22 protein-coding genes and 1 pseudogene are annotated in these 23,951 nt (G+C 69.1%); 8 read left to right on the top strand and 15 right to left on the bottom strand.

The window, feature by feature from the left end; genetic code table 11:
- Positions 1–217 precede the first annotated feature (217 nt).
- Entirely contained in the window at positions 218–613 is a 396-nt protein-coding gene (locus I6I07_RS19150) for a hypothetical protein (protein WP_198483271.1), read from the top strand.
- A 22-nt stretch (positions 614–635) separates the two neighbouring features.
- Here the strand turns inward: I6I07_RS19150 and I6I07_RS19145 are convergent, their stop codons facing one another.
- Positions 636–2,030, bottom strand: a complete 1,395-nt coding sequence (locus I6I07_RS19145) for an RsmB/NOP family class I SAM-dependent RNA methyltransferase (protein ID WP_198487599.1) — start codon at positions 2,028–2,030, stop codon at positions 636–638.
- Positions 2,031–3,139: 1,109 nt separating this feature from the next.
- Entirely contained in the window at positions 3,140–3,805 is a 666-nt protein-coding gene (purN, locus tag I6I07_RS19140) for a phosphoribosylglycinamide formyltransferase (RefSeq protein ID WP_054430027.1), read from the bottom strand.
- A 63-nt stretch (positions 3,806–3,868) separates the two neighbouring features.
- Here purN and I6I07_RS19135 point away from each other — a divergent pair, with 63 nt between their 5' ends.
- The 4 genes from I6I07_RS19135 (at position 3,869) to coaBC (ending at position 9,565) form a co-directional block, all read left to right on the top strand.
- Entirely contained in the window at positions 3,869–4,834 is a 966-nt protein-coding gene (locus tag I6I07_RS19135) for a bifunctional riboflavin kinase/FAD synthetase (protein ID WP_054430028.1), read from the top strand.
- A complete protein-coding gene (gene ileS, locus I6I07_RS19130; RefSeq protein WP_198483270.1) occupies positions 4,824–7,685 on the top strand; it encodes an isoleucine--tRNA ligase in 2,862 nt (953 codons plus the stop codon). Before I6I07_RS19135 ends, ileS begins: the two co-directional genes overlap by 11 nt.
- A gap of 2 nt (positions 7,686–7,687) precedes the next feature.
- Positions 7,688–8,212 carry a signal peptidase II gene (lspA, locus tag I6I07_RS19125; protein ID WP_061074174.1) on the top strand — a complete coding sequence of 175 codons (525 nt, stop codon included), beginning with the start codon at positions 7,688–7,690 and terminating at the stop codon, positions 8,210–8,212.
- 156 nt (positions 8,213–8,368) lie between these two features.
- Entirely contained in the window at positions 8,369–9,565 is a 1,197-nt protein-coding gene (gene coaBC, locus I6I07_RS19120; RefSeq protein ID WP_198483269.1) for a bifunctional phosphopantothenoylcysteine decarboxylase/phosphopantothenate--cysteine ligase CoaBC, read from the top strand.
- Between the two features lie 93 nt (positions 9,566–9,658).
- Here coaBC and I6I07_RS19115 read toward each other — a convergent pair whose 3' ends face one another.
- The 6 genes from I6I07_RS19115 to I6I07_RS19090 form a co-directional block, all read right to left on the bottom strand.
- Positions 9,659–10,648, bottom strand: a complete 990-nt coding sequence (locus I6I07_RS19115; RefSeq protein WP_054430035.1) for a Bug family tripartite tricarboxylate transporter substrate binding protein — start codon at positions 10,646–10,648, stop codon at positions 9,659–9,661.
- A 12-nt stretch (positions 10,649–10,660) separates the two neighbouring features.
- The gene (locus tag I6I07_RS19110) at positions 10,661–11,350 is read right to left on the bottom strand and encodes an AroM family protein (RefSeq protein WP_006395985.1); all 690 of its coding nucleotides are present in this window, start codon (positions 11,348–11,350) and stop codon (positions 10,661–10,663) included.
- Positions 11,347–12,276 carry a DUF1177 domain-containing protein gene (locus I6I07_RS19105; RefSeq protein WP_006395986.1) on the bottom strand — a complete coding sequence of 310 codons (930 nt, stop codon included), beginning with the start codon at positions 12,274–12,276 and terminating at the stop codon, positions 11,347–11,349. The genes I6I07_RS19110 and I6I07_RS19105 overlap by 4 nt, the downstream gene beginning before the upstream one ends.
- The gene (gene pepE, locus I6I07_RS19100) at positions 12,273–12,977 is read right to left on the bottom strand and encodes a dipeptidase PepE (protein ID WP_198483268.1); all 705 of its coding nucleotides are present in this window, start codon (positions 12,975–12,977) and stop codon (positions 12,273–12,275) included. The genes I6I07_RS19105 and pepE overlap by 4 nt, the downstream gene beginning before the upstream one ends.
- Positions 12,978–13,070: 93 nt before the next feature.
- Complete coding sequence (locus I6I07_RS19095) at positions 13,071–13,838, bottom strand: IclR family transcriptional regulator (RefSeq protein ID WP_198483267.1); 768 nt, start codon at positions 13,836–13,838, stop codon at positions 13,071–13,073.
- Positions 13,839–14,006: 168 nt separating this feature from the next.
- Entirely contained in the window at positions 14,007–15,047 is a 1,041-nt protein-coding gene (locus I6I07_RS19090) for a metal-dependent hydrolase (RefSeq protein WP_198483266.1), read from the bottom strand.
- A 105-nt stretch (positions 15,048–15,152) separates the two neighbouring features.
- Between I6I07_RS19090 and I6I07_RS19085 the strand changes: the two genes are divergently transcribed.
- The 3 genes from I6I07_RS19085 to I6I07_RS19075 all read left to right on the top strand — a co-directional run bounded on the left by I6I07_RS19085 (position 15,153) and on the right by I6I07_RS19075 (position 17,096).
- Positions 15,153–15,791: a DedA family protein gene (locus I6I07_RS19085; RefSeq protein ID WP_049073130.1), complete on the top strand. Its 639-nt coding sequence runs from the start codon at positions 15,153–15,155 to the stop codon at positions 15,789–15,791.
- An 11-nt stretch (positions 15,792–15,802) separates the two neighbouring features.
- A complete protein-coding gene (locus I6I07_RS19080; protein ID WP_006395991.1) occupies positions 15,803–16,351 on the top strand; it encodes a hypothetical protein in 549 nt (182 codons plus the stop codon).
- Positions 16,352–16,445: 94 nt separating this feature from the next.
- Positions 16,446–17,096 carry a dUTPase gene (locus I6I07_RS19075; RefSeq protein WP_006395992.1) on the top strand — a complete coding sequence of 217 codons (651 nt, stop codon included), beginning with the start codon at positions 16,446–16,448 and terminating at the stop codon, positions 17,094–17,096.
- A gap of 69 nt (positions 17,097–17,165) precedes the next feature.
- Here I6I07_RS19075 and I6I07_RS19070 read toward each other — a convergent pair whose 3' ends face one another.
- From I6I07_RS19070 to I6I07_RS19040, 7 genes and pseudogenes are all read right to left on the bottom strand, one after another.
- Positions 17,166–18,278 (bottom strand): NADH:flavin oxidoreductase/NADH oxidase, encoded by a 1,113-nt coding sequence (locus I6I07_RS19070; RefSeq protein ID WP_198483265.1) that lies wholly within the window; start codon positions 18,276–18,278, stop codon positions 17,166–17,168.
- 104 nt (positions 18,279–18,382) lie between these two features.
- Positions 18,383–19,153 (bottom strand): ectoine/hydroxyectoine ABC transporter ATP-binding protein EhuA, encoded by a 771-nt coding sequence (ehuA, locus tag I6I07_RS19065; protein WP_198483264.1) that lies wholly within the window; start codon positions 19,151–19,153, stop codon positions 18,383–18,385.
- The gene (gene ehuD / locus I6I07_RS19060) at positions 19,150–19,821 is read right to left on the bottom strand and encodes an ectoine/hydroxyectoine ABC transporter permease subunit EhuD (protein ID WP_006395995.1); all 672 of its coding nucleotides are present in this window, start codon (positions 19,819–19,821) and stop codon (positions 19,150–19,152) included. Before ehuD ends, ehuA begins: the two co-directional genes overlap by 4 nt.
- On the bottom strand, positions 19,818–20,471 hold the full coding sequence (ehuC, locus tag I6I07_RS19055) for an ectoine/hydroxyectoine ABC transporter permease subunit EhuC (protein WP_198483263.1): 654 nt from the start codon (positions 20,469–20,471) through the stop codon (positions 19,818–19,820). Before ehuC ends, ehuD begins: the two co-directional genes overlap by 4 nt.
- A gap of 9 nt (positions 20,472–20,480) precedes the next feature.
- Complete coding sequence (gene ehuB / locus I6I07_RS19050) at positions 20,481–21,392, bottom strand: ectoine/hydroxyectoine ABC transporter substrate-binding protein EhuB (protein ID WP_198483262.1); 912 nt, start codon at positions 21,390–21,392, stop codon at positions 20,481–20,483.
- A gap of 177 nt (positions 21,393–21,569) precedes the next feature.
- Positions 21,570–22,739 (bottom strand): annotated as a pseudogene (locus I6I07_RS19045) (ABC transporter substrate-binding protein).
- A gap of 38 nt (positions 22,740–22,777) precedes the next feature.
- Entirely contained in the window at positions 22,778–23,722 is a 945-nt protein-coding gene (locus I6I07_RS19040) for an ornithine cyclodeaminase family protein (protein WP_198483261.1), read from the bottom strand.
- Between the last annotated feature and the right edge of the window lie 229 nt (positions 23,723–23,951).

Genomic DNA, 23,951 nt, shown 5'->3' with positions numbered 1-23,951 from the left:
AGCCCTACTTTTGACCATACGACGGCAGGCGCGCGACCGAGTCGGCGACCCGTGGCGGCGATGACGGCGCATCCCGGGCCGGGATGCGCCCACGCCGGGCACTCCGTTTTGGCTACCTTCGGCGATTAAAGTTCCTGTCAGGCTGGGGCGCTGTCTTGCGGGCGCCACGCGTCTGGCGCACACTTCGGTCCGCCATCACCGCCTCTTCCGCCCCACGATGTTCCGCGAAAAAATCCGTCCCCATTTTATTGCCCTCCTGGCCGCGACCGGCCTGGCCGCCGCGGCGCCCACGCATGCGCAGTCGCTGAAAACCGGGGACATTACCGTGCTGGCGTCCTATTACGAGATCCGCGGCTCGGACTGCCTGGCGCTGCGCGCGCCCCGCGTCACCATCACGCTGCAGCCGCGCCTGGGCACCGCCAGCATCGTCCAGACGCGCGGCCAGTCCAGCGACTCGGGACGTTGCGCATATAAGACAGTGCCGGTGGCGCAACTGGTCTACCAGGCCAACCAACCCGGATCGGATTCGCTGGCCTGGGAAGTGAAATACCAGAATAAGACCATCGGAACGCGCCGCTACAGCGCGACGCTGGGCATCGCGCCGGCTCCCTAAGCCGGCGCGGGGACAGCCCCGCTCAGGAAGCGGGCTTGTCCTGATCCGCCTCGCCGGACGCTTCGGCCGACGCTTCGGCGGTCACCGGCTCCAGGGTCTCCTGGGCGGCAGGCGCCTCGGCGGTATCGACACCCTCATCCAGCGGCGCTTCGGCATCGGCCTGCGCCTCGGCTTCGCATTCCGCCGCAGTGGCCGCCTTCTTGCGACGCTCGAACACGGCGGCGAAGAAGCCGTCGGTGCCATGCACGTCCGGGCGCAGCTGGACGTAGGGCCCTTCCAGCTTCAGGGTGTCGCAGCGGGCCGCCAGGATCTCGGCCGCGTCCACGCGTTCGAAATCGGGATGGCTGGCCAGGAAGCGGTCGGCCTGCACCTCGTTTTCCTCGGCCAGCAGGCTGCAGGTGGCGTACACCAGGCGGCCGCCGGGCGCCACGCAGCGCGCGGCGCTGTTGAGGATGCGTTCCTGCAGCTGGCCCAGTTCAGCCAGCGACTCGGGGTGCTGGCGCCACTTCAGGTCGGGGTTGCGGCGCAGCGTGCCGATACCGCTGCAAGGCGCGTCGACCAGCACGCGCTGGGCCTTGCCGGCCAGGCGCTTGACGCGGGCGTCGTTCTCGCTGTCGATCACCACCGGCACCACGTTCGACAATCCGCTGCGGGCAAAGCGCGGCTTGGCGCGCGCCAAGCGGGCGGCCGAGACGTCGAAGGCGTAGAGGCGGCCGGTCGAACGCATCAGCGCGCCCAGCAGCAGGGTCTTGCCGCCGGCGCCGGCGCAGAAGTCGATGATCATTTCGCCGCGGCGCGGGGCCACCAGCAGGGCCAGCAGCTGGCTGCCCTCGTCCTGCACCTCGATGCTGCCGTTCTCGAACTGCGGCCAGCGGTTGATCGCCGGGCGGCCTTCCATGCGGATGCCCCAGGGCGAGTACGGCATGGCCACGGGCTCGTAGCGGCCGGCGCTCTGCTGCAGTTCGGTCAGCATGGCGTCGCGCTCGACCTTGAGCGGGTTGACGCGCAGGTCCAGGCTGGCCTGGCGGTTGAGCGCCTCGATCAGGGTTTCAGGGCTTTCCATGGCGCTCAGGCGCTCGTCGAGCCAGTCGGGGATGCTGCCGCGCACGGCGCGGGGCAGCGTCGCCAGGTCGATCTGCAGCACGCGCTGGAGCCATTCGGCCTCGGCGGCGTCCAGGCCTTCCTGCAGCGCTTCCGCGCCCAGGGTGGCGGCCAGGCCGAGGATGGCCAGGCGGCGCGAAGCCGGGCCGACGCCGCTTTCGCCGAACTGGCGGTAGCGGCGCAGGTGGCGCAGCACGTCGTAGACGGCTTCGGCTACCTCGGAACGGTCGCGCGCGCCCAGGCCGGGGTGGCCGCGCAGCCAGTGCGACAGGGCGGCGTCGGCCGGGTAGGTCCATTGCAGGATCTCGCCCAGCACGCGCTGCACCTGGTCGATGCGGCTGGCGGCGTACGACAGGCGCGGACGGTTGAATTGCGGCTTTTGCGGGGCCGCGTCGCGCTGGCCATGGCCTTCGCGGCGCTCGGAACCGTGGGAACCGCGTTCGCCATCACGGCCTTCGCCGCGCGGGGAGCCATAGGACGGGCGTGAATCAGGACGGCCCTGGCCTTCGCGGCGGTCCGAATTGAAGGAACCGCGCTCGCCGCCACGGCCTTCGCCGCGCGGGGCACCGTAGGACGGGCGCGAATCCGGGCGACCCTGGCCTTCACGGCGATCCGAATTGTAGGAACCGCGTTCGCCGCCACGGCCTTCGCCGCGCTGGGAACCGTAGGACGGACGCGAATCCGGACGGCCCTGGCCTTCGCGGCGGTCCGAATTGAAGGAACCGCGCTCGCCGCCACGGCCTTCGCCGCGCGGGGCGCCGTAGGACGGGCGCGAATCCGGGCGACCCTGGCCTTCGCGGCGGTCCGAATTGAAGGAACCGCGTTCACCGCCACGGCCTTCGCCACGCGGGGAACCGTAGGACGGGCGCGAATCCGGGCGGCCCTGGCCTTCGCGGCGGTCCGAATTGAAGGAACCGCGCTCGCCGCCACGGCCTTCGCCACGCGGGGAACCGTAGGACGGACGCGAATCCGGGCGGCCCTGGCCTTCGCGGCGGTCCGAATTGAAGGAACCGCGTTCGCCGCCACGGTCTTCGCCGCGGCCGCCCTCGTAGGAAGGACGCGGCGTCGGGCGGCCCGAGCCTTCGCGACGGTCGCCGAAGGAAGCGCGTTCGCCGCGCCCCTCGCCGCGCGGCGCGTCATAGGACGGGCGCGGGGTCGGACGGCTGTCGCGGCGCTCGTCCGGACGGCCTTCACGGCCTTCACGCTCACCGGCGGCGCGCTCGCCGCGGGGCGCGCGTTCCTGCACGCTGCGGGCCTCGCCCTTGGGACGCGAGAAGAAGGACCGGCCGTCGCGGCCTTCGGCTGCCGGACGGGAACGCGGAGATTGGGGTTTGCTCATGGTGTATTCCAGTGGGGCGGCCAGACGCCGCCCGATAAAAGCGATTCAGGGGCCGTCGGGCGGCCCGCGGTGCGCAACGGCGGCGCTCAAGCCGCCGCGGACCAGGTGAACAGGCGGTCAGGATCGCCCTGCACGTCCACCCGGTGGTCATTCGTCAGGGTAACCCGGCCTTCGGCCAGCCAGCGCACGGCGGTCGGAAAAGCCTGGTGTTCGACTTCCAGCACGCGCTCGGCCAGCATTTCGGGCGTGTCGCCGGCCAGGACCGGCACGCAGCCCTGGGCGATGATGGGACCGTGGTCCAGCACCGGCGTCACGAAATGCACGGTGCAACCATGCACCCGCACGCCGGTGGCCAGCGCCTGGGCGTGCGTGTGCAGGCCGGGGAACGCCGGCAGCAGCGACGGGTGGATGTTGACCAGGCGGCCGCTGTAGCGGTTGACGAAGCCGGGGGTCAGCACCCGCATGAAGCCGGCCAGGATGACGTAATCCGGCGCGTGCAGGTCGATTTCAGCGGCCAGCGCGGCGTCGAAGGCTTCGCGGCTGGCATAGTCCTTGTGGTACAGCGCCGCGGTGGCGATGCCCTGGGCGGCGGCCCATTCCAGGCCGGCGGCGTCCGGGCGGCTGGCGATCACGGCGGCGATGCTGGCCGGCCAGCCCTGTTGGCGACAGGCCTCGACCAGGGCCTGCATGTTGCTGCCGCGTCCCGAGATCAGGATGACGATGCGGCGCGTTGTAGTAGAGGTTTCCGGCAAGATGAGCGATCCAAATTGGGGATGACGAACAATCCCGTAATCCAAAATTGTAAACTCTCGCTCGTGAAACCACCGCTGCGCATCTACCGATCCCTTCCGCCGCCCGCCCAGCGCGCTCCCAGCGCGCTGACCATCGGCAATTTCGACGGCGTCCACCGAGGACACCAGGCCATGCTGGCGCGGGTCTGCCAGGTCGCGCGCGACCGTGGCCTGACGCCGGCCGTGATGACCTTCGAACCGCACCCGCGCGAGTACTTCGCCACGCTGAACCAGCGTCCCGAGCTGGCGCCGACCCGCATTTCCGGGCTGCGCGACAAGCTGGCGGCGCTGGCGCGCTACGGCGTTTCGCAGGTGGTGGTCGAGCGATTCAACGCCCGCCTGGCCGAAATGTCGGCCAACGCCTTCATCGAGAACCTGCTGGTCCACGGCCTGGACACCAAATGGCTGCTGGTGGGCGAGGATTTCCGCTTCGGCCACAAGCGCAGCGGCGACATCGACCTGCTGCGCGAGGCCGGCCTGCGCCATGGCTTCGAGGTGCAGACCCTGGCCGACGTCACCGACCGCCACGGCCACCGCATTTCGAGCTCGGAGGTGCGCACCGCCCTGGCGGTGGGCGACCTGGACCGGGCCCGCCACCTGCTGGGGCACCCCTTCCATATCAGCGGCCACGTGATCCACGGCCAGAAGCTGGGCCGCACCCTGGGCTTTCCGACCATGAACCTGCGGGTGGCCGAGCGTTGCGCGGCCCGCTCCGGCATTTACGTGGTGCAGGTCTACGGCCTGGCCGAACGCGCCCTGCCGGCGGTGGCCAGCCTGGGCGTGCGCCCGACGGTCGAGGACCGCGGACGCGTGCTGCTGGAAGCACACCTGCTCGACGAGACCGTCAACGCATACGGTAAACTCGTGCGTATCGAATTCCTGCAAAAGCTGCGGGACGAAGAAAAATTTCCTGACCTCCCTTCCCTGACTGCCGCCATCGCCGAAGACGCGCGAAACGCGCGCGCCTATTTTGCCGTTCATGGACTATAAAAAGACCCTCAACCTGCCCGATACCCCCTTCCCCATGCGGGGCGACCTCGCCAAGCGCGAGCCCGCCTGGATTGCGCAGTGGGAGGAAAACCACGTCTACCAGGCGATCCGCGCCGCCAGCCGCAGCCGTCCGCGCTTCGTGCTGCACGACGGTCCACCCTACGCCAACGGTGACATCCACATCGGCCACGCGGTCAACAAGATCCTGAAGGACATCATCGTCAAGAGCCGCAACATGGCCGGCTATGACGCGCACTACGTGCCGGGCTGGGATTGCCACGGCATGCCGATCGAGATCCAGATCGAGAAGAAGTACGGCAAGCACCTGCCCGTGGCCGAAGTGCAGTCCAAGGCACGCGCCTACGCGCTCGAGCAGATCGACCGCCAGCGCAAGGACTTCAAGCGCCTGGGCGTGCTGGGCGAGTGGGATCGTCCCTACATGACGATGAACTTCAGCAATGAAGCCGACGAGATCCGCGTGCTGGGCCGTATCCTGGACAAGGGCTACGTGTTCCGCGGCCTCAAGCCCGTGAACTGGTGTTTCGACTGTGGCTCGGCGCTGGCCGAGGCCGAGGTCGAGTACGCCGACCGCGTCGACCCGGCGGTGGACGTGGCCTTCCCGTTCGCCGAGCACGACAAGCTGGCCAAGGCCTTCGGCCTGGACAAGGTCGACGACGGCGCCATCGTCATCTGGACCACCACGCCCTGGACCATCCCGTCCAACCAGGCGCTGAACCTGCACCCCGAAATCGAATACGCGCTGGTGCGCGTGTCGCCCGCGCCCAAGTTCGGCCCGCTGCTGCTGATCGCGCGCGACCGCGTCGAGGCCTGCCTGAAGGCCTGGAACCTGGAAGGCGAAGTCATCGCCACCGCGCCGGGCGCGGCGCTGTCGGGCATCGAGTTCCGCCATCCGCTGGCGCAGTTCGAAGCCGCCTACGACCGCAAGGCCCCCGTCTACCTGGGCGACTACGTCACGGCCGACTCGGGCACCGGCGTGGTGCACTCGGCCCCCGCCTACGGTATCGAAGACTTCATCTCGTGCAAAGAGCACGGCATGAAGGACACCGACTTCATCAGCCCGGTCATGGGCGACGGCAAGTACGTCGACAGCCTGGCGCTGTTCGGCGGCCTGTCGATCTGGGACGCCAACCCCAAGATCGTCGAGGCCCTGAAGGAAGCCGGCGCGCTGATGCACGTGGAAAAGCACAAGCACAGCTACATGCACTGCTGGCGCCACAAGACGCCGATCATCTACCGCGCCACCAGCCAGTGGTTCGCCGGCATGGACGTGCAGCCCAGGGACGGCGGCCCGACCCTGCGCGAATCGGCGCTGGCCGGCATCGACGCCACGGCCTTCTACCCGGCCTGGGGCCGCGCCCGCCTGCACGCGATGATCGCCAACCGTCCGGACTGGACCCTGTCGCGCCAGCGCCAGTGGGGCACGCCGATGGCCTTCTTCGTGCACAAGGAAACCGGCGCGCTGCACCCGCGCACGGCCGAGCTGCTGGAACAGGTCGCGCAGCGCGTCGAGCAAGGCGGCATCGAGGCCTGGCAGACGCTGGACCCGCGCGAGCTGCTGGGCGACGAAGCCGACCAGTACGAAAAGAACCGCGACACGCTGGACGTGTGGTTCGACTCGGGCAGCACCCACGCCACCGTGCTGGGCGGCAAGGACGGCGATTTCGCCGGCTCGCACGGCGCCGAACTGGGCTGGCCCGCCGACCTCTACCTGGAAGGTTCCGACCAGCACCGCGGCTGGTTCCACTCGTCGCTGCTGACCGGCTGCATGCTGTACGGCCAGCCGCCCTACAAGGCCCTGCTGACGCACGGCTTCGTGGTGGACGGCCAGGGCCGCAAGATGAGCAAGTCGGTCGGCAACGTGATCGCGCCGCAGAAGGTGTCCGATTCGCTGGGCGCCGAGATCCTGCGCCTGTGGGTCGCGTCCACCGACTACTCGGGCGAGCTGTCGATCTCCGACGAGATCCTCAAGCGCGTGGTCGAGGGCTACCGCCGCATCCGCAACACGCTGCGCTTCCTGCTGGCCAACCTGGCCGACTTCGACGCCGTGTCGCAGGCCGTGCCCTACGGTGACCTGTTCGAGATCGACCGCTACGCGCTGGCCATGACGGCGCAGATGCAGGCCGAGGTGCAGGGCCACTACGAGCGCTACGACTTCCACCCGGCCGTGTCGCGCCTGCAGACGTTCTGCTCGGAAGACCTGGGCGCGTTCTACCTGGACATCCTGAAGGACCGCCTGTACACCTCGAAGGTGGACAGCGTCGCCCGCCGCTCGGCCCAGACCGCGTTGCTGGACATCACCCAGACGCTGCTCAAGCTGATGGCGCCGATCCTGTCGTTCACGGCCGAAGAGGCCTGGAAGGAACTGGTCGGCTCGGCCCTGAAGCACCAGGCCGACGCGGCCCGCGTCACCATCTTCACCGAGGTCTATCACGCGCTGCCGCCGTTCGCGGACGCCGAGGCCCTGTCGGCCAAGTGGACGCGCCTGCGCGCCATCCGCGCCGAAGTCCAGCGCAAGCTGGAGGAAGTGCGCACGGCCGGCGACATCGGTTCGTCGCTGCAGGCCGAGGTCGACCTGTACGCCAGCGGCGAAGACCAGCAACTGCTGGCCAGCCTGGGCGACGACCTGCGCTTCGTGCTGATCGTGTCGCGCGCCAATGTGCACGCCGGCGAAGGCGAGACCCGCATCGAGGTGACGCCGTCCAGGCACAAGAAGTGCGAGCGCTGCTGGCACTGGCGCCTGGACGTGGGCCAGGATCCGGATCACCCCGAGATCTGCGGCCGCTGCGTGTCCAACCTGTTCGGCTCGGGCGAAGCCCGCGACAAGGCCTGAGCATGGCGGGCCCCCACGGCACCGCCGCCGCGGCTCCCGCCAGCGCCCCGCCCGCACGGGTGGGCCGCTGGCTGGCGCTGGCCCTGGCGATCATCGTCCTGGACCAGCTGACCAAGGTGTACTTCAACACCTCGTACCAGTATGGCGAGCGCCTGAACCTGCTGCCGTTCTTCGACTTCACGCTGCTGTACAACCGCGGCGCGGCATTCAGCTTCCTGGCGTCCGAGGAAGGCTGGCAGCGCTGGCTGTTCACCGGCCTGGGCATCGTGGCCGCGGTGGTCATCACCGTGATCCTGCGCCGCACCCGCGGCCAGCCGCGCTTCTGCCTGGCGCTGACGCTGATCCTGGGCGGCGCCATCGGCAACGTGATCGACCGGGTGGTGTATGGCCACGTGGTGGACTTCCTGCTGTTCTACTGGCGCGACTGGTATTTCCCGGCCTTCAACCTGGCAGACGTGGGGATCAGTTGCGGCGCCGTGCTGCTGGTGCTGGACGAACTGCTACGGGCCCGCAAGCCGCGCGCCTGAGCCTTCGCCCGCCCCCCTTCAAAACCCGGCCCCTGGCCGGGTTTTTGGCTATTTGAGGCCCCCTGCACGCATGGCGAACGGCGCGATGCGGCAATGCGGAATAAAATCACTGTCCGTTCCCTGATTTGACGGCATTCAAACCGCCGTCCGACACCCATGCTCGACCTCGCCCGCAAACGCATCGTCCTCGGCCTGACCGGCGGCATCGCCTGCTACAAAATCGCCGAGCTGGTGCGGCGCATGACCGAACAAGGCGCCGTCGTCGACGTGGTGATGACCGAAGCGGCCACGCACTTCATCACGCCGGTGACCATGCAGGCCCTGTCCGGCCGCCCGGTGTTCGTCGATGCCTGGGACCCGCGGGTGCCCAACAACATGGCGCACATCGACCTGACGCGCGGCGCCGACGCCGTGCTGATCGCGCCGGCCAGCACCGACTTCATGGCCAAGCTGGCGCACGGCATGGCCGACGACCTGCTGTCGACGCTGTGCGTGGCGCGCGCCTGCCCGCTGCTGGTGGCGCCCGCCATGAACCGCGAAATGTGGGCCAACCCGGCCACCCAGCGCAACGTGGCGCAGCTGCGCGCCGACGGCATCAGCATCCTGGGCCCGTCGGCCGGCGAACAGGCCTGTGGCGAGACCGGCGACGGGCGCATGCTCGAAGCCCACGAGATCCTGACCGACCTGATCGCCTTCTTCCAGCCCAAGCTGCTGGCCGGCCGCCACGTGCTGCTGACCGCCGGCCCCACGTCCGAGCCGGTCGACCCGGTGCGCGTGCTGAGCAACCGCTCGTCGGGCAAGACCGGTTACGCCCTGGCGCGGGCCGCGCGCGAGGCCGGCGCCCGCGTCACGCTGATCACCGGCGCCACCGCCCTGCCCGTGCCGCGCGGCGTGACCGCGCTGTCGGTGATGACGGCGCGCCAGATGCATGACGCGGTGATGGCCAGCGCGGCCGATGCCGATATCTTCATCGCCGTGGCGGCGGTGGCCGACTGGCGCGTCAAGAACGTCAGCAACCAGAAGCTCAAGAAGACCAGCGAGGGCGGCGGCGCGCCGCAGATGGAATTCGAGCCCAATCCCGACATCCTGGCCGAAGTGGCCAAGCTGCAGGACGGGCCGTGGTGCGTCGGCTTCGCGGCCGAGACCGAGAAACTGGCCGAGCACGCCGAAGCCAAGCGCCAGCGCAAGGGCATCCCGCTGCTGGTGGGCAACCTGGCGCACAAGGTCATGGACGCCGACACCACCGAGCTGGTGCTGTTCGATGCGCAAGGCGCGCACCCGCTGCCGGCGGCCGACAAGCTGGACGCCGCGCGCCGCCTGATCGCCGAGATCGCGGCGCGGCTGCCGACCTGACACGCCCGCGTTCGTCCGGGCCAAAAAAAACGCCAGACGCGAGTCTGGCGTTTTTGTTTGCGGCGCCCGCCAAGGCCGGCGGGCGCGGCAGCCTTATTGTTCCAGGCTGATGTTGGCCGCGCGCACGATGTCGGCCCATTGCTTGCGGTCGTTTTCCAGGAACTGGCCGAACTTCTCGGGCGTCATGCCGCTGACCGGTTCCGAACCCAGGCCGGCCATCTTCTCGATCACCGACGGCTGCTTGAGCACGTCCTGCAGCGCCGCGTAGTAGGCGGCCAGCACGTCCGCCGGCAGGCCGGCCGGCGCGAACACGCCCTGCCAGGTCGGCATGTCGAAGCCCTTCAGGCCCTGCTCGTCGAGCGTGGGCACGTTGGGCAGTTGCGGCGAGCGCTTGAGCGAAGCCACGCCGATGGCCTTGACCTTGCCCTGCAGCGCCAGCGGCGCGGCGGTGGAGATGTTGTCCATCGTCATCGCGATGTGGCCGCCCAGCAGGTCGGTGATGACGGGCGCCGCGCCGCGGTAGGCCGCGTGCGGCACCTTCACGCCCAGCTTGTACAGCATGGTCTCGGCGATCAGGTGGTTGGAGATGCCCACGCCGGCGGTGCCGTAGGTGGCAGTCGGCGTCTTCTGGAAGTAGTCCTTCAGCTCGGCCAGGTTGTTGGCCGGCACGTCCTTGTTGACGATGACCACGTTGGGCTGCACCGCGGCCAGCGTGATGGGCGTGAAGTCGGTCGGCTTGTAACTGGTGCCCTTGGCGTTGAGCACGTGGGTGATGGCCATGGAACCGGCCGCGGCGATGCCGATGGTGTAGCCGTCGGGCTGCGATTGCGACAGGCGGTACGCCATGATGTTGCCGCCCGCGCCCGCCAGGTTCTCGACCACGACCGTCTGGCCCAGGCGCTGCGACAGCGGCTCGGCCAGCAGGCGCGCGAGCGTGTCGGCGGAGCCGCCGGGCGCGAAACCGACCAGCAGGCGCACCGGCTTGGTCGGCTTCCAGGCGTCCGCCGCCATGGCCGGCGCGGCCGCCAGGGTGCTGACGACGAACAGTGCGCCCGCGGCGCGTTGCAAACTACGGCTGAACATGAAGTGGATCCCTTATTCCAATATTTGCGCAAGCATCTGCGCGACGACACGATTCGACAGCAGTACCGGGCGGCCCGAAGCCTGCGCCACCGCCTGGCGCATGCGTTCGGCGTAGCCCATGCAATGCATGACGATGAAATCGCAGTCGGCCAATTCGCGGCCGGCCTGCGTGAAATTGGCGGCCGCGCGCGCCGCGTCCGTCTCATAAGGCGAGGCATGCACCACCGTCGCCGGACATTCCAGCGGCACGGCCATGTGGAAGGCGTCGACCTGGGCTTCCAGCGGCACCACCAGCCCGACCTTGCGGCTGTGCTGCGACAGGCCCGCGACCAGGTGATCCACCACCTGCTGCGGCTCGACCACCAGCGTGCGCATCGGCGCGATCGCGGTGCCGGTGCACAGCGGCACCAGCAGGTCGTAGCCGGCGGCGTCGGCCTCGCGCATCACCTGCGCCAGGCGGGCCTCGGCGGCGGCCGCGTCCAGCTCGATCTGGCTGCCGTCACGCATGCGCGTGGCGAAGCGGTATTCGCCCGGGCGCGGCGCCAGCGCGGCCAGCGCCGCGGCGTCCAGGCCGTCGAGCGCGCCGAATTCGTCGATGCGCACGTGCTCGCCCAGCAAGGGAGCCATCTCGGGCACCACGTCGCTGCGCGGCGACTGGCCGATGGTGAAGAACGCCACGCGGCGCGGCTTGGGCGCGCTCATTGCGCGCCCCCGGGTTCCTGGCCGGTGGTCTGCAGGTGTGCCATCGAGCCGTAGCGGGCCTGCAGCGCGCGCCATTCGGCGTCGTCGAAGAAGGTCATGGCGCCTTGCCCGAACAGCTTGGCGATCTCGATGCAGAAGCGCATGGCGACGTCGGCGTCGACCGCATTGGTCACGCCGGTGGCGCAGCCCGGCACGGCGGTCTGCGCGGTCAGCGCCACGCCCACCACCGGCGCGTCGGTGACGATGGCCGGCTGCATCAACGAATTGACGTGCCACAGGCCGTTCTCGTAGGGCGTGATGTCCTGCGTGGTCAAGGGCAGCGTCAGGGGCAGCTGGCCGCTGACCCAGCCCATCACGTCCAGCATGGTTTCGGGAATGCGCAGCAGGTAACCCTGCTTGGCCACGGGCGTGAGCGCCACGCCGCGCTGGTTCACCAGGCGGTTGCCGCGGGTGGTGTCGACCGACAGGATCGCGTCCATGCGCGGATCGACTTCGTGCGACATCATCTCGCGCATCGGGAACGGCGAGCGCATCATCGGCACCGGGTGGTGCGGACGGGTGCCGGCGCGCGGGCAGATGTGGGTGCGGATGCGCACGGTGCCGGGCAGCACGTCGCCCTGGCGCGCCATGGCCATCAGCTTGAGCGCGGTGGCCACGGCGACCACGGCGCCATCGCTGTCCGACACCAGGCCGGTGACGGCCGGACGCGCACCGATGCCGCCCAGGCGGCCGACGATGCCCAACTGCGGCGCGTTCGCGTCGGAACCGGGAATGACGATGGAGAGAAAGTCGGTGGACAGGCCGTCGCGCTCGAGCCGCGTGACCTCGACTTCACAATGGCCTGCCTCGCGCAGGACCTGCGCCACCGCCTCGCCCGTGACGTGGGCCGAGGACAGCAGCTCGATAGTGTCGATGACCTGTTTCATGCCGGGATCTCCACGGCGCCGGGCTGGAACACGCGCGGCTCGTTGCTGCCCAGGAACAGCGGCGCATCGTGCGGGCCGACCAGCGTGATGGCGGCGCCGCGCACGCGCAGCGCGGCGCCCTCGGGCAGGCCCAGCACCGGCATCGTCGGGTTCAGCGTGCAGAACTCGGCCAGGCGCTGCGCGCGGGTCTCGCCGCGGTGGCCGGGAGGGTGGGCGTTGGTGTAGTGCGGATTGATCTGGAAGGACAGCAGGCCAAGCGCGTCGAAGCCTTCGGGATCGGTGATCGGCATGTCGTTGGTGGTGCAGATGCTGGGGCACGCCAGGTTGGAGCCAGCGCTCCAGCCCAGGTAGGCGGCGCCTTCGCGCACGCGGCGCGCCACCACGCTCAGCAGGCCCTGGCGGCGCAGCTGGCCGAGCAGGTTGAAGGTATTGCCGCCGCCGACGATGATGACGGCGGCCTTTTCCAGCGCGGCCACCGGATCGGCGGCGCGGTGCAGCGGCTGGATGTCCAGGCCGGTGTCGGCCAGCGCCGTCACCACCAGCGTGGTGTAGTCGTCCCAGTCGCGGGTGACGCCGGCGTACGGCACGAACACCGCCGGCGCGCCGGCCGGCAGCGTGGCGATCAGCTCGCGGATGTCGGGCAAGGCGTGCGCCAGGTAGCCGGCGTCGCTGCTGGAATTGCTGAGGAGCAGAAGGTTCATGTGCAAGGTTCCGTGGATTCGTTGAGTCGGAGCGCCGCGCGGGCGCGGCCGGATAGTGGAAATCGGTGAAGGAATCGGAGAGGGGCTGATGCGTCAGTCCAGCCAGTAGGGATCGTTCAGTTCGCGCCCCAGTTCGGCGACCTGCTGCGTCAAGGCGTCGCGCAACGCGGCGACGCGGACGGCGTCGACCTGGAACGACACGAAGGACAGGCACAGGCCGCGCAGTTCGCCGCTGGACGGATCGCGCACCGCCGCCGCCACGGCGCCGATGCCGGGCATCGCCTGGTCGATGGCGACGCCGTAATGGTCGGCGCGGGTCTGCGCCACGCGCTGCGCCAGCTCGCCGACGGTGGCCGGGCAATCCTTGCCTTCCATCGGCAACGACTGCGCGGGGTCGGCGCCGTAGAGCGCGTCGAACTCGGCCTGGCTCAGGCGCGACAGCAGCGCCCGCCCCATGGCCGTGCCCGAGGCGGCGCGACGCGAGCCGGGCGGGGACAGCACCTGCACCGGGTGCGAGCCGTTCAGGCGCTGCAGCACCACGGTTTCGCGCTGGTTCAGGGTGGACAGGTAGGCGGTCAGGCCGCTGTCGGCGGACAGGCGCGCCAGCACCTTGCGGCAGGCGTCATCCAGCGGCGTCGCGGCCAGGCCGGCGCGCACCGCCTGCGATAGCAACAGGCCGGGACGGTAGCGGCGCGAGGCCGCGTCCTGGTCCAGCATGCCGTAGTGCTGCATCTGGTTGAGCAGGCGCGATGCCGTGCTCTTGGGCATGGACAAGCGCTGCGCCACGTCGGTAAAGCTGAGCTCCGCCGCGCCTTCCGCATAAAGCGCCAGCACGCGTTGGACGCCGTCGAGAATACTCATTGATGTTCCACAAAACGGAACTACTGTTCCTTAATAGAGAACAAGAATAATGCAGGCCCGGACGAACGGTCAATACGTGCTCAAGGGGCTGGCAGCGGGGTCAATGAAAAACCCGCCGGATCGCGGCGGGTCGCATGAGGAAAAGCGGGCGCGGTCGCCCCGGCCGCGCTAGCGCGTGGCGGTCTGCGCCCACTGCGCCAGCGGCAGCGGCGGCTGCGCGTGCAGGATGCGGGCCAGCAGCAGCTTGAGCTCGGCCCAGCCGCCCCGCTCGCCCGGCCAGCTGGACGGGGTCACCGGGCGCCAGCCGCCATCGGGCGCGCGCTCGGCCATCTTGAAGCGGAAGTTGTAGTGGCCGGCCATGCCCATGCGCAGGTCGGTCACCACCAGCGCATCGCCCATCGCGTCATAGCGCAGCCAGTCGTCGGTAAACCAGCGCAGGCGCTCGTGCAGCGGCACGCCCGCCAGCGCCTGGCCCAGTTCCGGATGCAGCGGCTGGCGCAGCCATTCCGGCGGCTCGCGGTCGAACCAGCTGCTGACGGCCTCGTAGTAATGGCCATCCGGCGTCTTGGCGATGACGCGCCACAGCAGCGTGTTGAGCGGCATGGGAATGGCCCGCAGCTCGGTGACGGCGATGCCCTGCGCCTGCATCGCGTCGCGCACCCGGTGCTCGGCGGCGATGCGGCCGGCCAGGCCGAACCCCAGGTAGGCGGTGCTGAAGATCAGCGCCCCGGCCAGGAACCGCCGGGCGCCGCGCGTCATGCCCGCGATGATCGCGTAGACCGCCGCCAGCAGCAGCGGCACGGTATAGACCGGATCGATGATGAAGATCGCCGACCAGCTTTCGGGGATCGACGCCAGCGGCCAGAACAACTGCGTGCCATAGACGGTGAAGGCGTCCAGCAATGGATGCGTCACCAATACCAGCCACAGCGTCAGGAACAATCGCCTGCCGCTATAGGGGGCCTGCGGCCAGTACTTGCGTATCAGCCAGGTCAGCAGCAGCGCCAGGCCCGTCAGCACGAAGATCGAGTGCGAGAAGCCGCGATGGTAGGTCATCAGCGACACTGGATCCGGGTAGCGCATCAGCACGTCCAGGTCCGGCACCGTCGCCAGCGCGGCGCCGTAGATCAGCGCCCGGCGCCCCTGCACGCGCCCCAGCAGCGCTCCCTGTATGCCCGCGCCCAGCACGGCTTGTGTAACCGAATCCATAACACTCCGACGATAAGCTCCGATGGACCGGCATTTTCACCTGTCTTCCACAATGCAGGCGTTAAGATACCCGATTGCATTCAGCTAATTTTCAAGTTTCGTCTCATGGACCAATACATCGACAAGATCGGCGTGCTGATCGAAACCAACCAGGCCTGGGCCGGCCCCATCACCTTCCTGCTCACGCTGGGGGAATCGATGGTGCTGCTGGGCCTGTTCATCCCCGCGACGGCGCTGATGCTGCTGACCGGCGGCCTGATCGGCGCGGGCACGCTCGACCCGTGGAGCATCCTGGCCTGGGGCATCGCCGGCGCCATCGTCGGCGACGCCCTGTCGTACGCGCTGGGCCGCTGGGCCGGCCCCAGCGTGCTGCGCCGCTGGCCGCTCAAGCAGCAACGCACCGCCGTCGCCCGCGCCCGGCTGTTCTTCTACCGCTATGGCTTCGCCTCGGTGCTGATCGGCCGCTTCCTGGGCCCGATCCGTTCCACCATCCCGACGGTGGCGGGCGTCATGGGCATGGCCCACGGCCGCTTCCAGATGGCCAACGTGCTGTCGGCCGTGCTGTGGATGCCGCTGATGCTGGCGCCGGGCTACATCACCGCGCGCAGCCTCGGCGCGGCCGAGAACGCGCAGCAGATCGCCATGATGATCGGCGCGGGCTTCTCGGTGCTGCTAGGATGCGGGCTTCTGGTCGCGATGATGCGCAAACGCCGGCAGCCGGCGCGCATCCGTCGCGGCAACTAGCGGAGAACAGCATGGCCATCGACCTGGAGCCGAAGAACGGCGACTTCGCGCGCTACATCGAGAATCTGTCGCGCGCCGGCGGCGCCACGCCCGGACGGGTGCCGAGCAAGGCCGAGGCCAAGCGCCAGGCCGCCGCGCCGGTCGCCACGCCGGTGCCGCCGCCCGCGCCCGCGCCGAGCCAGGGCTCGCTGAATGACCTGACCTGGGGCAAGACCGCCCCGCCCCCGCTGCAATCGCGCCGCGCCGACAGCGCGCCGCCCACCGTGGCTCCCGGCCAGACCGACGCCGAGGCGGTCTCGCTGGCCAAGCGCGCGCGCCAGCGCAAGCAGGGCATCTTCCTGACCATTGCCGGCGCGGTGGCCGGCTGGGCCGCGGTCAACGTCGCCTTCAAGGCGCTGCACGCGCCGCGCTTCGACCTGGACGACTTCATGCCGGCGGTGTTCCTGGGCTTCTTCGCGCTGATGCTGTTCAAGGCCGCCAGCGGCGCGCGCGACCCGCGCAAGCGGCCGCTGGAAAAGCTGCCGCCGCTCAAGACCTCGTCGTACCGCAAGGACGCGTGAGCGGCCACGGCCGCGGCGGCAATGGTGCTAACATTTCCGCCGCTGTCGTACAGACCCCACGAATACCGGAGTAAAAGTGAATAACGTTGTCGGATTGAACCAGGCCCAGGCGGCCACGATGCTGAAGCTGCAAGGCGACTTGAACAGCATGATCAATCCGGACTGGATCAACGGTGGCGCCCGCTTCCTGCGCGCCGCCTTCGTCGAATCGGCCGAGGCCCTGGAGCACTACGGCTGGAAGTGGTGGAAAAAGCAGACCATCGACCTGCCGCAGGTGCAGATGGAACTGGTCGACATCCTGCATTTCTACCTGTCGCACACCATCGTGCAGGCCAAGGGCGACGTCAACGCCGCCGCCGCCGCGCTGGTGGCCGACCTGGCCGGCCCCGCCTCGATCACGCTGGACGGCAAGAGCTACGCGCTGGCCAGTCTGGCCGTGCCCGAACTGCTGGAACTGATCGGCGGCCTGGCGGTGTGCGGCCGCGCCAGCTTCAAGCTGCTCGAGCAGAGCATGACCGCCTGCGAAATGAGCTGGAACGATGCCTACACCCAGTACGTCTCCAAGAACGTGCTGAACATCTTCCGCCAGCAGCACGGCTACAAGGAAGGCACCTACATCAAGATCTGGAACGGCGAGGAAGACAACGTGGTGCTGGCGCGCCTGCTGTCGCAGCACGACGCCGCCCGCGCCGACTTCGCGGACATCCTTCACCGCGAGCTGGAAGCGGCCTATTCGCGCCTGTAAGCGCCTCCCGCACGCCCGAAAAAAACGCCGCGTCATGCGGCGTTTTTCATGGGACGGCGGTTCCGGCCGCTAGCGCTGGCCGAAGCGGGTCTCGCCGAACAGATCCTTCAGCTCGCGCGGCTGCGAGCGCCAGTACTGGCGCGGCGCGGCGACCTGGCCGCCCAGCTGTGCGGCGGCGTGCCAGGGCCAGCGCGGATCGAACAACATGCCGCGGGCCAGCGCCACCATGTCGGCCTGTCCTTGCGCCACGATGTCCTCGGCCTGCCGCGCCTCGGTGATCAGGCCCACGGTGATGGTGGGCAGGCCGACCGTGCGCTTGATCGCGTCGGCGAACGGTACCTGGTAGTTCGGCCCCACCGGAATCTTCTGCAGCGGCGACACGCCGCCGCTGGAGACGTCGATGAACTCACAGCCCAGTTCCTTGAGCCGCAGCGCGAACGCCTCGGTCTGCGCCGGATCCCAGCCGCCCTCGACCCAGTCGGTGGCCGAGACCCGCACGCCCAGCGCCACCGACGACGGCGTCACCTCGCGCACCGCGCGGAACACTTCCAGCGGGAAGCGCATGCGGTTCTCCAGCGAGCCGCCATACGCGTCGTCGCGCTGGTTGGCCAGCGGCGACAGGAACTGGTGCAGCAGGTAGCCGTGGGCCGCATGCAGCTCGATGACGTCGAAGCCCAGGCGGATGGCGCGGCGCGCGCTGTCGACGAAGGCGTCGCGCACCCGCGCCAGGCCGGCCGCGTCGAGCGCGCGCGGCGCCGGCTCGGTGGCGTTGTGCGGCAGCGCCGACGGCGCCCAGCCCTGCCAGCCGCCCTGCTCCGGCGGCACCAGCTGGCCGCCGTCCCAGGGCGCATGGCTCGACGCCTTGCGGCCGGCGTGGCCCAGTTGAATACCCAGCTTGATCGGCGAATAGCGGCGCACCGCCTGCACCACGCGGCCCAGCGCGGTTTCGGTCTCGTCGGACCAGAGGCCCAGATCGCCCGGCGAAATGCGGCCATCGGCCTCGACCGCGGTCGCCTCGGTGAACAGCAGCGCCGCGCCCGACAGGGCCAGATGACCCAGGTGGATCATGTGCCAATCGGTGGCGCGACCCTCGTCGGCCGAGTATTCGCACATGGGCGCGATGACGATGCGGTTGGCCAGTTCGACGTTGCCGACTGACGTGGGACTGAAAAGATGGCTCATGCGTAGGGCTCCGGGCGATGGACGCGGATGCACAGCATAGCGCCCGCGTCCGCCCGCGCCGCCAATCCCGACGCCCGCGTGGGGGTTTAGGGCGGCACCTCTTCTTATTGACCTTCGATCACGCTGTCCAGGAACTGCCGGGTGCGCGCTTCCTTCGGATCGCTGAAGAGCGTCTGCGACGCGGCATCCTCGACAATGTTGCCTTCGTCGAAGAACAGCGTGCGGTCCGAGCTGCGCTCGGCGAACTTCATCTGGTGGGTGACGATGATCATGGTCATGCTCTTGCGCGCCGACAGGTCGCGCAGGATCTGCAGGATGCCGCCCACCAGTTCCGGGTCGAGCGCCGAGGTGACCTCGTCGAACAGCATGATCTCGGGGCACATCGCCAGCGCGCGGGCGATGCCGACGCGCTGCTTCTGGCCGCCAGACAGCTGCGCCGGATAGACGTCGAGCTTGTCGCCCAGCCCGACCATCTCCAGGTATTCCACCGCGCGCTCGCGGGCCTGGTCCCGCGGCAGGCCCAGCACGTGCACCGGCGCCTCCATGGCGTTGCCCAGCGCGGTCATGTGCGGGAACAGGTTGAAGTGCTGGAACACCATGCCGATCTTGCCGCGCACCTTGCGCAGGTGCTCGGAATTGGGGCCGGTCGGGCGGCCCTGGGCATCGGTCCACATCGGCTCGCCGTCGATCTCGATCTCGCCGCTGCTGGGCGGGTCGAGCGTCATCAGCACGCGCAGCAGCGTCGACTTGCCCGAGCCGGACGGCCCGATCACGGCCACGGTCTGGCCGGACGGGATCTCCAGGTTGATGCCCTTGAGCACCTCCAGCTCGCCATAGCGCTTGTGCAGGTTCTTGATGGTGATGCTGGAACTCATCGCTTTCCTCCATATCGTTGCAGGCGGGCCTCCAGGCCGCGCACGCCCCAGGCCGCGACCAGGCTCAGCGCCAGGAACAGCACGCCGACCAGCGTCAGGGGCTCGGTGTAGCGGAAGGTGGTGGAGCCGATCATCTTGCTCTGTTGCAGCAGCTCGACCACCGTGATCGCCGACAGCAGCGGCGTGTCCTTGAACATGGCCACCAGGTAGTTGCCCAGCGCCGGCACCACCGGCGGGATCGCCTGCGGCAGCACCACGCCCACGGCCGTGCGCCACGGCGACATGTTCAGCGCCCGCGCGGCTTCCAGCTGGCCGCGCGGCACCGCCTCGATGCCAGCGCGATAGACCTCGGCGCAGTAAGTGGCGTAGTGCAGGCCGAGCGCCACGATGCCGGTCGCCAGCGGCGACATCTGCACGCCGGTCAAGGGCAGCACGTAGAACAGGAAATACATCTGCACCAGCAGCGGCGTGCTGCGCACGAACTCGATCACGAACGCCGTGGGCAGCGACACCAGCGCCAGGCGCGAGCGCCGCAGCAGCGCCAGCGCCAGGCCGAGCGTCACGGCCACCAGCATGCCCAGCACCGTGGCCTGGATGGTGATGACCAGCGCCGAGCCCAGCGTGGGCAGGATTTCCAGCGCGAAGGACCAGTCGAATATCGGTTTCATCGGACCCGGACCCTCCGTTCAAGCAGGCGCACGCCCGCGGTGATCAGCAGCGCCACCGCGAAATACAGCAACAGCATGAGCGTGAAGATCTCGGTGGTGCGCAGGGTTTCGCTGCGCAGCAGCTGGCCGCGGAAGGTCAGGTCGGTGATGGTGATGAGCGATACCAGCGCGGTGTTCTTGAGCAGTTCGATCAGCAGGTTGCCGGCCGGCGGCAGCATGGCCGGGATGGCCTGCGGCACCACGATGCGGCGCATGATCTGGCCGCGCGTCAGGTTCAGGGCCACACCGGCCTCGCGCTGGCCCGGCGGCACCGCGCGGATCGCGCCGCGCACCACCTCGGCGCCATAGGCGCCGGCATTGAGCGCCAGCACCACGATGCCCACCAGCATGGCCGGCAGTTGCACGCCGAACAGCGGCAGCACGAAGTAGAACCAGAACAGCTGCACCAGCGCCGAAGTGCCGCGGAACACCTCGATATAGATCGACGCCAGCCAGCGCACCGGCCGCTGCGTCGACAGCCGCCCCACCCCGGCCGCCAGCGCCAGCGGCACCGCCAGCACCACGGCGCCCGCCATGATTTCCAGCGTCACCGCCAGGCCTTCCAGCAGCGGCGGCACCAGCTCGGCGATATGTTCGGATATGAGCTGCATCGGCGCCCCTTATTGGCCGGCGCAGAGCTTGGCGGCCGTGACGTCCTTGGGCAGTTCCTCGGGCGTGAAGCCGAACGGCGCCACCAGTTTCTTGTGCTCGTCGGTGCCGATGAACTTGGCCAGCTCGGCATTGAAGGCGTCGGCAAAGGCCTTGTCGTCGGTGCGGAAGGCATAGGCGCCGTAGCCGCGCACGCCCTTGCCGTCGATCACCGGATCGGTGAACGGCTCGGCCTTCTCCAGGCCGCTGCCGTCGTTGGTCTTGCCCATCAGGTCGTTGACCGTCAACGCGGTGGCCGCGTAGGCATCGGCGCGGCCGGCCTGCACGCCGGACAGCGCGCTGACCGCATCGGGGAACACCACCATCTGGCCGGCCGGCACTTTCACCTTGGTCGCGTATTCGGCCTCGATGGCGCCCACCACCACGCCCAGCTTGGCGTCGGGGTTCTTCACCACGTCCTCGTAGCTGTGCAGGTTTTTCGGGTTGCCCTGCTTGACCAGGAACGCCTGGCCCACGCCATAGGTCGGGTTCGAGAACGCCACCTGGCCGCAGCGCTCGGGCGTGACGTACATGCCGGCCGCGATGATGTCGAAGCGCTTGGCCTGCAGGCCCGGGATCAGCGAGCCGAATTCGGTCAGCACCCCTTCGACCTCGTTGATGCCCATGCGCTTGAGCACCACCCGGGCGATTTCGACCGATTCACCGGTGACCTTGGCCTCCTTGCTGTCCATGAACGCGAACGGCGCCTCGTTGGCATAGCCGATGCGGATCTTGCCGGCGGCCTTGGCGGCCGCCAGCGTGTCGCCGCCGGCGGCGGGCGCGCTGGCCCCCTGCGCAGGCTTGTCCGAGCCGGAGTCGGAGCAGGCGGCCAGCAGGCCCAGGCTCAGGGCCAGCAGGATGCCGCGGGTGCGTTGGACGATCATGGTCTATTTCTCCCGAATTTATTTCTAGGTACATGGCTTCGCTAAAAATGATACGACATTAAATCATTTCACTTCTAATGATATGGACAAAAAAAAGCAGGCCGAAGCCTGCTTTTCCCGCGCTCAGCCCTATGGCGGGTGAGCACTCGTTACGAACCGTAGGGGACTATGTCGTCCCTATTTTTTCTCGGCGGCGTCCGCGTAGGAGAACTTGCCGTCGCGCACCACGCCCATCACGCGGGCGCGCTCGTCGAAGCCCTAATGGTTGTCCTTGGAGATGTTGAGCACGCCGTTGGGCACGATCAGGTCGCGGGTGTTCTCCAGCGCGTCGCGCAGCGCGGCGCGGAATTCCGGGGTGCCGGGCTTGGCGCCGGTCTTGAGGGCGCGCGCCACGGCGGAATCCAGCAGCATCCAGGCGCCATAGGCGTCGCCGGCGAACTGGGTCAGGGTGTTGGCGCCATACTGGCGCTCGTACTTGTCGGCGAATTCCACCGCGACCTTCTTGACCGGGTTCGAATCCGGCAGCTCGCGCGCCACCACGCCGGGGCCCGTGGGAAACAGCGTGCCTTCGACATCCCGGCCGCCGACCTGCAGGAACTCCAGCGTGCCGATGCCGTGGGTCTGGTAGATGGTGCCCGTGTAGCCGCGCTCGAGCAGCGTCTTCTGCGGCAGCGCCGACGGCGTGCCGGCGCCGGCCACCAACACCGCGTCGGGCTTGGCGGCGATCACCTTGAGCACCTGTCCCACCACCGACGCGTCGGTGCGCTGGAAGCGTTCCTGCGCCACGATCTTGACGTCGTTGCCGGCAGCGGCGGAGAACTCCTTCCACCAGCTGTCGCCGTAGGAATCGGCGAAGCCGATGAAGGCCACGTTCTTGAAGCCCTTCTTCTTCATGTCCTCGACCAGCACGGTCGCCATCAGCGAATCGTTCTGCGGCATCTTGAAGGCCCAGGCGCGCTTGGGATCGGACAGCGGCTCGACGATCACGCTGGACGCCGCCAGCGCGATCATCGGCGTGCGGGTCTCGGCCAGCACGTCCAGCCCGGCCAGGGCGGCGGCGGTGGTATTGGGGCCAACGATGGCGTCGACCTTGTCTTCCGAGGTCAGCTTGCGCAGGTTCTTGACCGCGCGGCTGACGTCGGTGCCGTCGTCCAGCACCACGTAGCGCGCCGGCTCGCCGCCCAGCGTGGCGGGCCACAGGCGGATGGCGTTGTTGGTCTGGATGCCGATCGCCGCGGCCGGACCGGTAGTGGAGACATCCACCCCGATCACGATCTCGGCATGGGCGGACAGGGCGGGAACGGCCAGCGCGACAGCGCAGGCGTAGCGGACGAAGAAGCGGGACATGACGACAGCTCGCAGGAAGAAAAAAACGGCGGATGGCGTTATTTTGCCTGACCGCTGCACGCCTCGTAGACCAGCGCCGCCAGCGTCAGGTCTTCCAGCGCGCTGCCGACCGCCTTGAACACCGTCACTTCATCGGCGCGGGTGCGGCCCGGCGCCTGGCCGCGCACCAGGTCGGTGAGGTTGCCGCGGATCTCGTCGCGGGCCAGCACGCCGGCCTCGAACGCGGCCAGCAGATCGCCGGCCTTGGTGGGCGCCTCGTCGGTATCCACATAGACGGTGGTGCCGTCGAAGCAGGCCGTGTCGGTCTCGATCATGTCGGGCTTGAAGCTGCCGATCAGGTCCAGGTGGACGCCGGGGCGCAGCCAGTCGCCGCGCACCAGCGGCACGCTCGACAGCGTCGCGCAGCTGACGATGTCGGCCTCGCGCACGGCCTTCTCCAGGTCCAGGGTGCTGCTGGCGTCGAAGCCCTGCTCGCGCAACGCGGCCGCCAGCGCCTCGGCGCCGGCCGGACGCACGTTCCAGACCCACACCTTGTCGATCGGCCGCACCGTGCGCATGGCCTGCGCCACCAGTCCGGCAATGCGGCCCGAACCGACGATGACCAGCACGCGCGCGTCTTCCCGCGCCAGGTAGGACGCACCCAGCGCCGCCGCGCCGGCGGTGCGGAACACCGTCACCTGGTCGCCGTCCACCTGCGCCAGCGGCACGCCGGTGCGGGCGCTGTACAGGTTGTAGGTGGCGTGCAGGCCGGGCAGCGACTGGCGCGTGTTCTCGGGAAAGATGTTGATGACCTTGACGCCGAAATAACCCTGTTCGTTCCAGGCCGGCATGATCAGCGTGGTGCCGTGCGCGCCGCCCGACTCGATGGCATGGACGTGGCGCGTGGGCACATGGGCGCCCTGGCGGAAGGCCTCGCGCAATGCCGGAATCGCCGCGTCGAACGACAATGCGCGGCGGGTTTGTTCGGTGTCGATCACTACCATCTGTATCCAATGCCTGTTCGGGTTGAGCCAGGGGCGAAGTGTGACGGCGCGGCGCAGCGCTGGCAAGCCGCGGGATCGGCCGGTTACATCGGCTTGCCGATAGGCGCGGCGGCCACTCGCCGGCTGGCCGCCCGCCCCGTATGATGGACCGTGCCCCTTCCGGCAACGCGCCCCGCCCCCGCCGGCGGCTCGCGCGCTCTCCCCCCATCGGACGTGTCCGCAGCGGGCG

It is taken from the genome of Achromobacter deleyi (assembly GCF_016127315.1).
GTDB classification, from domain to species: Bacteria; Pseudomonadota; Gammaproteobacteria; order Burkholderiales; family Burkholderiaceae_B; genus Achromobacter; species Achromobacter insuavis_A.
This window is presented reverse-complemented; position numbering and strand designations above follow the sequence as displayed.

What these genes read in the sequence shown, in the direction of transcription:
- I6I07_RS19115 (WP_054430035.1), bottom strand. Translation starts at nt 10,648, where the DNA reads ATGTTCAGCCGTAGTTTGCAACGCGCCGCGGGCGCACTGTTCGTCGTC.
- I6I07_RS19150 (WP_198483271.1), top strand. Translation starts at nt 218, where the DNA reads ATGTTCCGCGAAAAAATCCGTCCCCATTTTATTGCCCTCCTGGCCGCG.
- I6I07_RS19040 (WP_198483261.1), bottom strand. Translation starts at nt 23,722, where the DNA reads ATGGTAGTGATCGACACCGAACAAACCCGCCGCGCATTGTCGTTCGAC.
- ehuC (WP_198483263.1), bottom strand. Translation starts at nt 20,471, where the DNA reads ATGCAGCTCATATCCGAACATATCGCCGAGCTGGTGCCGCCGCTGCTG.
- ehuA (WP_198483264.1), bottom strand. Translation starts at nt 19,153, where the DNA reads ATGAGTTCCAGCATCACCATCAAGAACCTGCACAAGCGCTATGGCGAG.
- I6I07_RS19090 (WP_198483266.1), bottom strand. Translation starts at nt 15,047, where the DNA reads ATGGATTCGGTTACACAAGCCGTGCTGGGCGCGGGCATACAGGGAGCG.
- I6I07_RS19105 (WP_006395986.1), bottom strand. Translation starts at nt 12,276, where the DNA reads ATGAAACAGGTCATCGACACTATCGAGCTGCTGTCCTCGGCCCACGTC.
- ileS (WP_198483270.1), top strand. Translation starts at nt 4,824, where the DNA reads ATGGACTATAAAAAGACCCTCAACCTGCCCGATACCCCCTTCCCCATG.
- I6I07_RS19110 (WP_006395985.1), bottom strand. Translation starts at nt 11,350, where the DNA reads ATGAGCGCGCCCAAGCCGCGCCGCGTGGCGTTCTTCACCATCGGCCAG.
- lspA (WP_061074174.1), top strand. Translation starts at nt 7,688, where the DNA reads ATGGCGGGCCCCCACGGCACCGCCGCCGCGGCTCCCGCCAGCGCCCCG.
- pepE (WP_198483268.1), bottom strand. Translation starts at nt 12,977, where the DNA reads ATGAACCTTCTGCTCCTCAGCAATTCCAGCAGCGACGCCGGCTACCTG.
- I6I07_RS19080 (WP_006395991.1), top strand. Translation starts at nt 15,803, where the DNA reads ATGGCCATCGACCTGGAGCCGAAGAACGGCGACTTCGCGCGCTACATC.
- coaBC (WP_198483269.1), top strand. Translation starts at nt 8,369, where the DNA reads ATGCTCGACCTCGCCCGCAAACGCATCGTCCTCGGCCTGACCGGCGGC.
- I6I07_RS19070 (WP_198483265.1), bottom strand. Translation starts at nt 18,278, where the DNA reads ATGAGCCATCTTTTCAGTCCCACGTCAGTCGGCAACGTCGAACTGGCC.
- ehuB (WP_198483262.1), bottom strand. Translation starts at nt 21,392, where the DNA reads ATGATCGTCCAACGCACCCGCGGCATCCTGCTGGCCCTGAGCCTGGGC.
- ehuD (WP_006395995.1), bottom strand. Translation starts at nt 19,821, where the DNA reads ATGAAACCGATATTCGACTGGTCCTTCGCGCTGGAAATCCTGCCCACG.
- I6I07_RS19095 (WP_198483267.1), bottom strand. Translation starts at nt 13,838, where the DNA reads ATGAGTATTCTCGACGGCGTCCAACGCGTGCTGGCGCTTTATGCGGAA.
- I6I07_RS19085 (WP_049073130.1), top strand. Translation starts at nt 15,153, where the DNA reads ATGGACCAATACATCGACAAGATCGGCGTGCTGATCGAAACCAACCAG.